Annotated in this window: 12 protein-coding genes; 7 read left to right on the top strand and 5 right to left on the bottom strand. The window is 47.7% G+C overall.

Going from position 1 to position 13,156, the window contains the following annotated elements; genetic code table 11:
* Window positions 1–72 precede the first annotated feature (72 nt).
* Window positions 73–1,101 (top strand): low specificity L-threonine aldolase, encoded by a 1,029-nt coding sequence (locus tag KWJ01_RS08035; protein WP_224995913.1) that lies wholly within the window; start codon window positions 73–75, stop codon window positions 1,099–1,101.
* 317 nt (window positions 1,102–1,418) lie between these two features.
* Here KWJ01_RS08035 and KWJ01_RS08030 read toward each other — a convergent pair whose 3' ends face one another.
* Entirely contained in the window at window positions 1,419–2,291 is an 873-nt protein-coding gene (locus KWJ01_RS08030) for a DMT family transporter (RefSeq protein ID WP_224995912.1), read from the bottom strand.
* 215 nt (window positions 2,292–2,506) lie between these two features.
* Here KWJ01_RS08030 and KWJ01_RS08025 point away from each other — a divergent pair, with 215 nt between their 5' ends.
* Window positions 2,507–3,790 carry a replication-associated recombination protein A gene (locus KWJ01_RS08025; protein WP_224995911.1) on the top strand — a complete coding sequence of 428 codons (1,284 nt, stop codon included), beginning with the start codon at window positions 2,507–2,509 and terminating at the stop codon, window positions 3,788–3,790.
* A gap of 37 nt (window positions 3,791–3,827) precedes the next feature.
* On the opposite strand, the gene KWJ01_RS08020 is transcribed toward KWJ01_RS08025, so the two are convergent.
* Window positions 3,828–5,690 carry a glycosyltransferase gene (locus tag KWJ01_RS08020; protein WP_224995910.1) on the bottom strand — a complete coding sequence of 621 codons (1,863 nt, stop codon included), beginning with the start codon at window positions 5,688–5,690 and terminating at the stop codon, window positions 3,828–3,830.
* A 654-nt stretch (window positions 5,691–6,344) separates the two neighbouring features.
* On the opposite strand from KWJ01_RS08020, the gene KWJ01_RS08015 reads away from it, so the two are divergent.
* Genes KWJ01_RS08015 through nadD form a run of 4 tightly spaced genes read left to right on the top strand, consistent with a single transcriptional unit; the run spans window position 6,345 to window position 8,397 of the window.
* The gene (locus KWJ01_RS08015; RefSeq protein ID WP_061992134.1) at window positions 6,345–6,878 is read left to right on the top strand and encodes a sigma-70 family RNA polymerase sigma factor; all 534 of its coding nucleotides are present in this window, start codon (window positions 6,345–6,347) and stop codon (window positions 6,876–6,878) included.
* Window positions 6,879–6,938: 60 nt separating this feature from the next.
* Window positions 6,939–7,196 (top strand): anti-sigma factor, encoded by a 258-nt coding sequence (locus KWJ01_RS08010; RefSeq protein ID WP_224995909.1) that lies wholly within the window; start codon window positions 6,939–6,941, stop codon window positions 7,194–7,196.
* A gap of 29 nt (window positions 7,197–7,225) precedes the next feature.
* Window positions 7,226–7,828 (top strand): guanylate kinase, encoded by a 603-nt coding sequence (gene gmk / locus KWJ01_RS08005; RefSeq protein ID WP_224995908.1) that lies wholly within the window; start codon window positions 7,226–7,228, stop codon window positions 7,826–7,828.
* Complete coding sequence (gene nadD, locus KWJ01_RS08000) at window positions 7,825–8,397, top strand: nicotinate (nicotinamide) nucleotide adenylyltransferase (RefSeq protein ID WP_224995907.1); 573 nt, start codon at window positions 7,825–7,827, stop codon at window positions 8,395–8,397. Before gmk ends, nadD begins: the two co-directional genes overlap by 4 nt.
* Window positions 8,398–8,506: 109 nt before the next feature.
* Here nadD and frr read toward each other — a convergent pair whose 3' ends face one another.
* From frr to KWJ01_RS07985, 3 genes are all read right to left on the bottom strand, one after another.
* Window positions 8,507–9,070, bottom strand: a complete 564-nt coding sequence (gene frr, locus KWJ01_RS07995; protein WP_224995906.1) for a ribosome recycling factor — start codon at window positions 9,068–9,070, stop codon at window positions 8,507–8,509.
* Between the two features lie 46 nt (window positions 9,071–9,116).
* Window positions 9,117–9,830 (bottom strand): UMP kinase, encoded by a 714-nt coding sequence (gene pyrH / locus KWJ01_RS07990; RefSeq protein WP_224995905.1) that lies wholly within the window; start codon window positions 9,828–9,830, stop codon window positions 9,117–9,119.
* A 116-nt stretch (window positions 9,831–9,946) separates the two neighbouring features.
* On the bottom strand, window positions 9,947–10,444 hold the full coding sequence (locus tag KWJ01_RS07985) for an acetyl-CoA carboxylase biotin carboxyl carrier protein subunit (protein ID WP_224995904.1): 498 nt from the start codon (window positions 10,442–10,444) through the stop codon (window positions 9,947–9,949).
* A 178-nt stretch (window positions 10,445–10,622) separates the two neighbouring features.
* On the opposite strand from KWJ01_RS07985, the gene KWJ01_RS07980 reads away from it, so the two are divergent.
* On the top strand, window positions 10,623–13,055 hold the full coding sequence (locus tag KWJ01_RS07980; RefSeq protein ID WP_224995903.1) for a M1 family metallopeptidase: 2,433 nt from the start codon (window positions 10,623–10,625) through the stop codon (window positions 13,053–13,055).
* Window positions 13,056–13,156 lie beyond the last annotated feature (101 nt).

Here is a 13,156-nt window from a genome sequence, read left to right as displayed (position 1 = left end):
CAAGCCGGCCATTGCCGGCTTTTTTTTGTGCAGGAACTTGGCAGTGCCGGTGCTAAGGCCCTACTTTTGAGGATGCAAAAAGAAATAATTGATCTTAGAAGCGATACCATAACCAGGCCAACTCCTGCCATGCTGCAGGCCATGATGGCTGCCGAGGTTGGAGACGATGTATGGGGCGAAGACCCTACTGTTAAGGCTCTGGAAGAAGCTACAGCCAAAAGATTTGGCATGGAGGCCGGCTTGTTTTGCCCCTCTGGTACCATGACGAACCAGATTGCCATTAAGGTTCTTACCCAACCCGGGCATGAGGTGATATGTGCGGCAAATGCACACATTTATGTGTACGAAGGCGGGGGCATTGCCTTTAACTCTGGCTGCTCTGTTCGTTTACTGCCTGGCGACCGGGGGCGGCTGGATCCGGCAGCGGTTGTAGCCAACATCAATCCCGATGATATTCATTTTCCGGTAACCAGTCTGGTGGCACTGGAAAATACCATGAACAAGGGAGGGGGCAGTATTTACACCCTGGATCAGATAGCAGCCATTTATAAGGTGTGCAGTGAGCGGCAGATTCCGCTGCACCTCGATGGAGCGCGTGTGTTCAATGCCCTGGTAGAAACAGGAGAGGATTCTCGCGAATACGGACGCTATTTTACCACCATATCGGTTTGCCTGAGCAAAGGCCTGGGAGCCCCCGTTGGTTCTGTGTTGCTGGGCAGCAGGGAGCATATTAAAAAAGCGCTGCGCATCAGAAAAGCTATGGGTGGCGGTATGCGGCAGGCTGGTTACCTGGCAGCAGCTGGTTTGTATGCACTGGAGCACCATGTTGAACGCCTGCGGGAAGACCATGTACGTGCACGCCGGCTTGGTGAAACCCTGGCGCAGTTACCCTGGGTAGCGCAGGTGGCGCCGGTAGATACCAATATTGTTTTATTTGATCTGCAAGGATGCAGTGTTCCGCAGGTACTGGAAAAGTTGCTTCAGGAAGGTGTGAAAGCGGCAGCATTTGGCCCTGCCAGTATACGTATGGTTACGCACCTGGAGTTTACTGATGAAAAGCTGGAAAGGCTTTTGAAGATTCTGGAACAGCTCCGTTTCTAATTTAAAAAGGCAAAAAAATAACAGGTTGAGCTGCATTTAAAAAATTCTTGTGAGAGAAGGAAAAAATGCTCAACCTGTTATGGAGTACTGCCGAAAAATTTATTAACCCGCAAATAAACCAACAAATATTAAAAAATTATGTAATGTTTAGTCTAAAAAATTAACTTTATTGGCAGCTCTGTATTTCAAATGTACGCAGAATTATGTGATAATCAATAATATCACTAAAATATATTTAATTTTTTCATTGTTGCGACAATGTAATTTATAAGCCGGTTGTGAATGAATTGCAGGGCCTTCAGAGGCCGTTTTTTTAACTATTTGCGGCTAACAAGATATACACCTGAAAAAATCAGCATGCTGAATAGTAATTTTTCTAGAGTCAGCTGGTCCTGCCCCAGCAGTATAGCGGTAAGGGTAGCGAAGATTGGCTGCAGGTAAATGTAGATGCCCACCACTGATGAGTTTACATAGCGGAGGGTCCAGGCATTGAGCATATAGGCAACAAAAGTGGTAAACACCACCACATACACAATGGCCAGCCAGATGATGGGTGGTATGCTTTGCCAGCTGGTGCTGGTGAACTCCTGCCAGCCAAAAGGCAGCACCATAAAGAAGCCAAACAGGAAAATCCATTTTACAATGGTTGCAGCTTTGTAGTGCTGCATCAGCGGCCGCACCAGCACCAGGTACAGGCCATAAGAGGTGGCATTCAGAAATATGAGCAGGTCGCCTAACAGTCCTCCCTGTGCAGTACTTTCTCCCTGCTGGAGCACCAGTAATACCGCACCTGTGAGGCCAAGCCCAATGCCCAGGGCTTTTTTTGTTGTAACACGCTCCCTTAGCAGGAGGGCAGAACACAGGAGTACCAGCACCGGTGTAACCGTCATGATGAGGGCTGCATTGATAGGAGATGTGAGGTTAAGGCCTGCCAGGAAGAACAGCTGGTTTGCAGAAACGCCAAGAAGCGCACACAGCAGTAGCCGGGGCAGGTTCTTCTTAAGTGCTATGGGCTCTCCGCCATAGATGAAGTGGTAACACCAGAATAGAAAAGTGGCAGCACCAACCCGGAGCAGGGTAAAACCAAAGGGTTGTATGTAATGTGGCATTACCTCTTTGGCAATGCTGTAGTTGATCCCGTAAATTACGCCCACGGCCGTAAGTGCCCCGTGAACCTGATATTTTTGCATGCCGCAAAGGTAGGCCTAAATTAGTTTACCAACTGCTGCAGAATGCTGCAATAGAAACAGTGTATGCAGTGTTGGTGAGGAACAGCTACAATAGCAACTGCAGGGCCATTCTTCCATACACGATATACCATATTACCATCACCACATGCCCTATACATTTTCCCGCAATTTTCAGGCAACTACTATTTTTACTGGCAGATTACTACCTTTAATCCATGAATCTGTTTGATCAAACCTCCACACAGGCCCCGCTGGCAGAACGTATGCGTCCGCAGCGCATTGATGAAGTAGTCGGCCAGTCCCACCTGCTGGGGCAGGAGGCAGCCCTGCGGAAGCTGATAGAGGCTGGCCAGGTACCCAGCATGATTTTCTGGGGCCCTCCCGGCGTAGGCAAAACAACACTGGCCAGCTTAGTTGCCAACTATACCGATGCTGCCTTTTTTACGCTAAGTGCCATCAGCAGCGGGGTGAAGGAGGTGCGTGAAGTAATTGAAAAAGCTAAGAACCGCAGTCGCACCATTCTTTTTATTGATGAGGTACACCGCTTTAATAAAAGTCAGCAGGATGCCCTGCTGGCAGCTGTAGAAAGGGGTATCATTACCCTTGTAGGTGCCACTACAGAAAACCCCAGCTTCGAGGTAAACCAGGCACTCCTTAGCCGCTGTCAGGTATATGTATTAAAGCCGCTGGAGATAGAAGACCTCAAGGGTTTGGTGCAGCGTGCCCTGCAGGAAGACAAAAAGCTGGCTCCCCGTAAGCTGGAGGTAGGTGAGTGGGATGCCCTCATCAGGCTTAGCGGCGGCGATGCCCGCAGGTTACTCAACCTGCTGGAGCTTACCGCCGACAGCCTGCCGCCCAGCAAAAAGAAGATAAAAGATGAGGATGTGGTTGCCGTATCGCAGCAGCGCCTCTCGCGCTACGATAAAAGCGGAGAACAGCACTACGATATTATTTCAGCCTTTATCAAATCAATCCGTGGCAGTGATCCCAATGCGGCCGTCTACTACCTGGCGCGTATGATTGATGGGGGCGAAGATGTTAAATTCATTGCCCGCAGATTGTTGATTCTTGCTTCGGAAGATATTGGAAATGCCAACCCCACGGCACTGGTAATTGCTACCAACACCTTTCAGGCAGTAACGGTAATTGGCTACCCAGAGGCGGAAATTATTCTCTCGCAGTGTGCGGTATACCTGGCCTGCTCTGCCAAAAGCAATGCCAGCTACAAAGCCATTAAGGAGGCACGGCAGCTGGTGCAAAAAACCGGTGATCTGCCCATTCCCCTCTACCTGCGCAATGCACCTACTAAGCTCATGAAAGACCAGGGCTATGGCAAGGGCTACCAGTATGCCCATGATTATGAGCAGAATTTTGCCAGCCAGGAGTACCTGCCCGATGAACTAAAGGGAACTAAGCTGTATGAGCCCGGGCAGAACGCCCGTGAGCATGAAATGCGCCAGAAGCTGCGGGCACTCTGGAAGGAAAAGTACGGCTACTAAGGCTCCGCAGTCAGATAGCTGAGCAGCAAGGCTCTTGCTACTGTTTCTCTTGCAGTACCTGCCTGTAATGGGCAAGCGTTTGCAGGGCGGTTTGTTTTTTATCGAAAGATTTAACAAAAACATAGGCCTGTTCGCTAAGCTGTTTCCGGTACGCCTCCTGCTTTACAAGGCGCTCTACGCCATCGGCCAGGCCCTGCACATCCTTTACGGCTGCTGTTAAGCCTGTTTGTTCGTGGCGCACAATTTCCGGAATGCCCCCGGCTCTGGTGGCAACCACAGGTACTTTTGCAGCAAAGGCATCAAGCAAAGTAGTGCCCAGCCCTTCTGTCTCTGAGGTCATCAGGAAAATATCGAGCTCCGGGAGTATTTGCGGAATGTTGTTCAGAAATCCGGGAAAGATGATATGCTCCTGCAGTCCTTTCTCCTCTACATAGGCTTTGATTGTGCGTTCTTCGGGGCCGGAACCTATAATAAAAAAGGCAATGGGTAGTTTCCGCTTCAGTAGTTCTTCCGCGGTATCCACAAACGTAAAATAATCTTTATGCGGGGCAATGGCCGAAATGTTTCCCACCAACAGCTTATCCTGCGGAATGCCCCATTTGCTGCGTAAAAAGTTTGTAGACTGCTCCCTGCTGAATTTCTGCAGATCAATGCCGCTGTATACCGTATAGAGCTTGTCTTTTTCATCTATATGGGGCAGCATTACCTGGCGAATAGCCTCCGAAACACAAAGAATACGCCTGATGTGCGGGTAGTTATATTTGTGGCTGGTAAAAAAGTTTGTCTTGGGGGGGAAATCAACACGCCTGCTGAGAATGAGCTGTAGATCGTTACCAATAATATCTGCCATAATAGCAATACCATGTGATTTGGAGCTGTGAATATGCACCAGGTCTACATGTTCACTTCTGCAGATCTGCTTTACACTCAGGGCTGTTTTAAGATCAAGGGAATTTCTGAACGACAGGCTAAAATATTTGATACCCTTATCCCGGCAGTATGCCTCGAATGGAGAGCCTTTTTGGCAAGCCACTATGTTCTCAACACCCAGAGCTGCTAATTCTTCTATGAGGTAAGCAATTTGCTGTTCACCACCCCGCCAGGAGGTTTCGCTGCTTAGGTGCAGCACTTTCAGCGGCCTGTTTTCATATTCCCTCCTTCTCAATCGCCAGGCCTTTACATAGCGTAAATACACATGCCAGCCGTAAAGGCTGGCAATAAAAAGGCCCTCCTTTCCATCCAGAAACCCCAGTTTTAGTATGTAAGATCGGAAAAAACGGAATGCCGGTTTAACCAGCATATGGTAGTAGGTGACCCTTATTCCCCGGGCTGCCAGATCTTCGGCAGAGGCTTTACTGTACTCATTATGTTTTTCCAGGAAAGTCTCCAGGTTTTTATAGGTATAGTGGGACATAGGGTTTTTCAGGTTCCCTGTTTTACCCTCTACCAAAAGGCTTTCATGTACCGCTTTTTTGCCATAGCCTGCACGCCTGCGATCGAACAGACGCGTAACCCAGTCGTTTTGCCAGCCACTGTACCGAATGCGTTTGCCCATGAGGTAATTGTGGCGTTTTACCTGGTAGGCCGGAAAAGGAGGAGAGGTCTGCAGTAAAGAAACCATCTCTTCTTTCAGGGAAGAGCAAATCCTTTCATCGGCATCAAGCATAAAAATCCAGTTGTGCTTTGCCTGCTCAATTGCCCAGTTTCTTTGTTTACTGTAGTTCTCGAACTTATGCTGCAGGATTCGAACATTGTACTCACTGGCAATGTCCAGGGTATTATCATTGCTGTACGAATCTACAATCAGTACCTCATCTGCCCATAATACACTTTCTATGGCCTCGGCAACAGATGAGGCTTCATTGTAAGTTAAAATAACGACTGAAAGCGGTATGGACATTTTAGGCAGATCAACAGTTATGGGCGTAAAAATAGCGAAGATTTAATCAACAGCCTTAAAAATGAGCTGATGTGCAGCAGCTTTTTAGCCGGCCTTGTTTAAAAGAGACTGAACCTTCTGTATAAATAAATGTAGCAGCAGGTTAATGTGCGGAATGGTGCTGCTTAATTGTCCTGCTCTGTATTTTTCAAACTTTAACAGCAGATAAAGACCTGGAGGTATTATGCTTACCGGCTTAAACATTATGCAGGCTGTATAGTGTTATTGGCAGGAGTCTATACCATAGGCTGTTGAATTACGTTTAAATGCTTTAAACCGGCTGCCAGGCCCCCAGGCAGTGTGGTAAAGATTGTATTGTGTAGTTAATAAATACGAAAATATGCTGTGTGCGATAACAGTATTCTTCGTATGCCAGTTAAAGAAGAAAGAATTTTCTAAATGCCCCGCCTTATGATTGAGAACGAAGATTGGGAGCCAACAGGACAGAATTATTCAGATGATGAAGATCGCTCTGAGGAAAATCGTTATACCAACAAATCAGGAGAAGATGATGATAACGATGATTCCGGGGATACGAACGATTCTGATGAGGATCAGTTAGCAGATGCTCCTGAAGGTGAAGTTACCGTAGAACGTTATTCCGAAAGACAAAAGATGCGCATCTTTGATGGTGAGTTTTTGCCTCATATAGATGCGATGTATAACTTTGCCTTTCGCCTAACCTTCGATGAGGACGACGCGAAGGATCTGGTGCAGGAAACCTACCTTAAGGCTTTCCGTTTCATTAATTCATTTGAGGAAGGAACCAATGCAAAAGCATGGCTGTTCCGGATATTGAAAAACAGCTTCATTAACGACTACCGAAAGAAGAGCAAAGAACCTGCTAAGGTAGACTATAATGATGTTGAATCGTATTATAATTCGGAAGATGCCCAGGTAGAGATGACAACCGATTTAAGGGTGGAATCGTTACGGGATATGATCGGTGATGAAGTGTCTAACGCACTGAATTCGCTGGCAGTAGACTTCCGCACCGTTATCATCCTCTGCGACCTGGAAGGGTTTACCTATGAGGAGATGGCAAAAATACTGGATATCCCGATTGGCACGGTACGCAGCCGCCTTCACCGCGCACGTAACCTGCTTAAGGATAAACTTCGTTCATATGCACAATCAATGGGCTATTAAGCATCAACGGGTGTTGATATAGGTTTAATTTTTTTATCTGGCTAAACTAATACTTGAGCAATGGAAAAAACGGATAATCAAGGGTGTTGTTCTGAGCATGACCGATGCTTGGAGATTCTTCAGCTGGTGCTGGATGGCGAGGCTTCCGATACAGAGAAAGAGTATTACATGCATCACATAGAAGAATGCATGCCTTGCTACCGCAACTACAACATAGAGTCAGAAATCCGCAATATTTTGCGCAGCAAGCTTGAAAAAAAGCCGGTACCAACGGATCTTGTAACCGTAATTCGTTCTAAAGTCAACGAGACAGCTTAATACTCTAGTCTAAAACTTCAGTTTTCTTAATGCATCAGGGCAAGGCCATCATTTTCTCCGCTCCCTCGGGTTCTGGCAAAACCACTATCGTAAAGCATCTGTTACAGACAAACCCCAGCCTGGGGTTTTCTATTTCTGCCTGCACCCGCGACAAACGCGGACGTAACGAGCAGAATGGTAAAGATTACTACTTTCTTACCCCCGAAGAGTTTAAGGAAAAGATCGATCAGAATGCCTTTGTTGAATGGGAAGAAGTATATCCCGGCAACTTTTACGGTACCCTTAAAGAAGAAATAGAACGCATCTGGGCAGAAGGCCGGCACGTTATTTTTGATGTGGATGTAAAGGGAGGCCTGCACCTGAAAGAATTCTTTGGTGATAACGGCCTTGCCATTTTTGTGAAAGTACCCTCCCTGGAAGTGCTCACCCAGCGCCTGCGGGATAGAAAAACAGAAACAGATAACGCACTCTCGCAGCGTTTGTTCAAGGCACAGTTTGAAATGAAATTTGAAAACCAGTTTGATATAACCCTGGTGAACGAAGATCTGGAAACTTCGCTGCAGAAAGCCCAGGAGCTGGTTGATACTTTTATTGCGAAAGGTATGCCAGCCGTTAAGTCAGTTGTACTATGAAAATCGGGCTGTTTTTCGGCTCATTCAATCCTATACATGTTGGCCACCTCATGATTGCCAACGCCATGGTAGCAGATACCGATCTGCAGCGGGTGTGGTTTGTGGTATCGCCCCAAAACCCTTTTAAAAGCTCCAAAACACTGCTGCACGAGTTCGACAGGCTGGATATGGTACGTCTGGCCATTGAAGATAACGATGCCCTGGAAGCAACCGATATTGAGTTCAGGATGCCACGGCCCAGCTACACGGTAGATACCCTGGCCTGGTTGGGTGATAAATATCCGCAGCATGAGTTTAAGCTGATCATAGGAGAAGATAACCTGGCGAGCTTTCCTAAATGGAAGAACAGCAGCGTGATACTGGAACAGTGGGGTTTATATGTATATCCCCGCCCCGGAGCCCAGCCCTCGGAGCTGCGCACCCATGCAAATGTACGACTGGTGGAGGCTCCCCTGGTAGATATTTCTGCCACTTACATACGCCGTCGCCTGCAGGAGCATAAAAATATTCGTTACCTGGTACCCGCCAGGGTAGAGGAGCATATTAAGATCAGGAGATTTTATATCTAGAGCACTGCCTGTTCAGAAGAATCGGGTGGTCTCTCAGGAACAAAGCATTAAAAAACCCTGCCGCACCGGGTGCAGCAGGGTTTATTGATTTTAAGACTTTTGAAGTGCCTTAAACCGTCATGATGTCTTTTTCCTTTTTGGTGAAGAGCTCATCGATTTTTTCGATAAACTGATCGGTAAGCTGCTGCACCTGGTCCTGGCCACGCTTAACCTGGTCTTCAGAAACACCTTCTTTTTGCAGTTTGGTCATGTGGTTGTTCGCATCCTTGCGGATGGTGCGAATGCTGATCTTGCCCTGCTCAATTTCCTGCTTTGCCTGCTTTACTAAGGACTGGCGGCGCTCTTCTGTAAGGGGAGGGAGGGTAAGGCGAATGATTTCACCATCATTCTGGGGAGTCATGCCCAGGTCGCTGTTAATAATGGCCCGTTCAATGGTGCTTAGCATTTTCTTCTCGAACGGACGGATTACGATGGTGCGGGCATCGGGTGTGTTAACGGTAGCAACCTGGCTCACAGGAGTAGGAGAACCGTAGTAGTCAACACGCACATCGTCCAGCATGCTGGGCAGCGCTTTACCAGCTCTGATTTTAGTTAACTCGCTGTTGGTGTGCTCAATAGTTTTGCGCATCAGGTCCCGGGCTTCTTCCAGGCGTAACTGGATTTCTTCTTCCATGGGTATGTTCTGTTAAAAGTTTAGCAATAGAAAAATTCTGGCCCTTTTACTTTTTTGCAGTGATCAGGGTACCTACATCTTCGCCAACCACAAGATTATATAAGTTGCCAGGCTTATTCATATCAAAAACAATTATAGGCAGATTGTTTTCCTGGCACAGGGTAATTGCAGTCATGTCCATTACACTTAGCCCTTTTTCAAATACTTCCTGAAACGATATATTGCTGTAACGTTCGGCTGTTGGATCTTTCTCCGGGTCGGCGGTATAAACGCCATCTACACGGGTTCCTTTCAGTACCACATCGGCCTCAATTTCTATAGCCCTTAAGGAAGCAGTAGAGTCGGTAGTGAAATAAGGATTGCCAATACCTGCTCCAAAAATCACCACTCGTCCTTTCTCCAGGTGGCGAACGGCGCGGCGGCGAATAAAGGGCTCGCACACCTGCTCAATCTTAAATCCCGACATCAGGCGGGTGTAGATGCCGTGTTTTTCCAGGATGCTCTGCAGCGCCATTGCGTTTATAACCGTGGCAAGCATGCCCATATAATCGCCCTGAACCCGGTCTATACCGGTACGTTCGGCCTGTATGCCCCTGTAAATGTTGCCACCACCAATTACAATGGCCAGCTCCACGCCAAGCTCTTTTACCCTTTTTACTTCCTGAGCATATTGCTCCAGCCGGTGCGGATCTATACCGAACTGCTGATTGCCCATAAGGGCTTCGCCACTAAGTTTAAGTAATATGCGTTTATATTTCATGCTGCTGCAGATTATTTCCCTAAGTCTATGCCGGCGCAAATATAGCAATATGCCCCTGCCTTTCCTACCTAAAATTGCAAGTGCCTGCCTGATTTTAGGAGAATGCAAAAGCCATTTTAAAACTGTATCAGTACCTGGTTCTTTTCAACACTATCGCCTTTCTTCACTGCAATAGCCTGTACATGGCCATCGCCGGGGCTCTTCAACACATTTTCCATTTTCATGGCTTCCAGGATCAGTAGCGGATCACCTTTCTTCACGCTGTCGCCGGGAGCTACCTTAATATCAAGGATCAGGCCGGGCATAGGTGCTTTTATCTGGTTTACCCGGGTGCTGGCCAAATCTGTCATGCCCAGCTGGTCAAGCAGCAGATCGTATCGGTCTTTCAGCTTTATCTCCAGTATTTTTCCGTTTATTTTAATCAGGTAGGTTTTTTCCTCTTCCCTGTACTCTACCATTTCGGCCAGGTGAGCGCGGTTGTTCATGATAATATGAAAGCCACTGCCCGGCAGCTGGGCCAGGTCCCAGTTTAAAGGCTGGTCGTTGATGGTGAGCGTGCCGTTGGTTTGGCTTATCTGAAAAACATTTCCGTTATTTACAATTGCCTGATACATGCATATTAGTGTTGTATGAAAAGTAGGGCTCAAGTTAAAAAAAATTTCAAGCTTTATGCTGCATAGCACACACGGCAAGTTTTTAGCAGCTGTTTTTTTGCTGCTTCAGTTTGCTTCCTGTCGTTCATCTGCTCCTCAACAAACTCAAATTCCAGAAACAGCACCAGAAGCTGCAATTGTGGCAGATTCATCGGCACCGGATGTGGCCGGTATTGAGGCCAGTATCCATAACTACCGCCAGGCCGAAACCAGGCTGTTCGACCTGGTGCATACCAGGCTCGATGTATCTTTCGACTGGCAAAAGCAGCACCTGCTTGGTAAGGCAACGCTGGAGCTGCGCCCCTGGTTTTACCCGCAGAGTACGCTGGTGCTGGATGCAAAAGGTTTTGACCTGCACAGTGTACAGCTTCTGGAGGGCAGTAGCAACAAGCCCCTTAAGTATACCTACGACGGAGCTCAGCTGGTGATAGACCTGGAGCGGGAGTATAGCCGTAACGAGGCCCTGTTCGTAGAGATAGAATACACAGCCAAGCCAAATGAACTGCCGGTAGGAGGGAGCGATGCCATTACAGCCGATAAAGGCTTGTATTTCATTAACCCGCTGGGGGCAGATCCCAACAAACCCAGGCAAATATGGACTCAGGGCGAGACCGAAGCTAATTCTAAGTGGTTCCCTACCATAGATGCCCCTAATCAGAGAACCACCCAGGAGGTATACATTACGGTAAACAACCGCTACAAAACACTTTCCAATGGTATACTGGTACAATCTACCCTTGTTAACGATAGTACCCGCACCGACTACTGGCGTATGGATCAGTCACATGCCCCTTATCTTTTTATGATGGCCATCGGCGATTTTGCCGTGGTAGAAGATAAATGGAATGGTATTCCTGTAGAGTATTATGTAGAGCCGGAGTATCAGCGCTGGGCTAAAGCCATCTTTGGCAATACACCGGAGATGCTCACCTACTTCTCCGAAATTCTGGGCTATCCATATCCCTGGCCAAAATACGCCCAGGTAGTGGTGCGCGATTATGTCTCCGGGGCCATGGAAAATACCTCTGCCTCCCTGTTTATGGAGTCGCTGCAGGTAGACGACCGCTACCTGCTGGATGAAAACTGGGATTACATCATTGCCCATGAGCTTTTCCATCAGTGGTTCGGCGATCTGGTAACAACGGAATCCTGGGCAAACCTAACGCTTAACGAAGCCTTTGCAGAATATTCGGAATATTTATGGACCGACTATAAGTATGGCGATGACGCCGCTGCGGAAGTGCTGCTTAACCAGGGCGATTCCTATTTCAGGGAAGCTTCTGAAAAGCAGGTAGACCTGATCCGCTACTACTATAACGATCGGGAGGATATGTTCGACAGCCATACCTATGCCAAGGGTAGCCGTATATTGCATATGCTGCGCAAATATGTTGGCGACGATGCCTTCTTTGCCTCCCTTAATCGTTACCTGAAGAAAAATGAGTTTAAGCCGGTAGAGGTGCACGACCTGCGACTGGCATTCGAAGAAGTGACCGGCGAAGACCTGAACTGGTTTTTCAGCCAGTGGTTTCTTGCAAGCGGACACCCGGTCTTAAATGTAGAAAGCCATTGGGAAGGAGGCAGGGTGGTGCTGCAGGTAGAACAGCAGCAGGACCTAACCGAATTTCCGCTATATGTGCTGCCCGTATATGTAGATGTATTCATAAACGGGGAGAAAACCCGCTACGCCATCCGGATCAATGAGCAAAAGCAGGAGTTTACCTTCCCGGCGAGTCAGCAGCCGCAGCTGGTGCTGTTTGATGCAGAAGAGCAGCTGCTGGCCGAAGTAACGCACAACAAAACGCCTGAAGCGATGCGCTACCAGTTTCAGGTTGCCGAAAACTACATCAGCCGCTATAAGGCCTTAAACTCACTGCTGGAAGACAAAACTCCTGAAACCCGAAAAATTCTGAATGCTGCCCTGGCAGATAGCTCCAGCTTTATCCGCAGGCTTGCCCTGGCTGCCTTTGATGATTACCAGAGCAGTGACAGGCAGGCCGTGCTTAACCAGATAGCACGGATTGCAGAAACAGACAAAAGTAGCCTGGTGCGTGCCGATGCCCTGGCGCTGCTGGCAACAACCGAACCCGGAACATACCGGGAGCAATTCCGCAAGGGGCTTGACGACCGATCCTATGCTGTGGTTGCCTCTTCTGTTTATGGCTATGCCCTGGGTGATGCCACAGATAAAGATGCAGTTTTTAAGGGGCTGGAAGATGCCCGGGGTGTTGATGTTATCCTGGCCCTGGCGGATTATTATGCGGCAACCCAAAAAACAGATAAGTACGACTGGTATGTGAAACAGCTTAACAGGCTTTCGGGTAACGATCTGTACTATTTCATTAACTACTTCGGGCAGTACCTGATGCAGGCGCCGCAGGATCAGGTAGAAAAAGGAGCCGGGCTGTTGAAGGAATATGCTACCAATCACCAGGCATATAATGTACGTTTAGGAGCCTTTTATGCGCTGGCCATCCAGCAGAGCCTTGCAGAAAAAGAATCTATGTTGCGCGAAATAGCTGAAAAAGAGAAAGATCCGAGGGTATTGGAGCAGTATAAGAATTTCTTTTAGGGTGTAATCTGCATTTTTTTCCGGTCATAGTTTGATATAATTAAAAAAGCATATAATTTTGCACACTCGAAATCAAATTATGTCTGCGCTGCAGGTAAGAT

Origin of the sequence: Cesiribacter sp. SM1 (assembly GCF_020178975.1) — a bacterium.
Taxonomy (GTDB): Bacteria; Bacteroidota; Bacteroidia; order Cytophagales; family Cyclobacteriaceae; genus Cesiribacter.
Note: the sequence above shows the minus strand (reverse complement) of the source record. Positions and strands in the feature narration are given on the sequence as shown.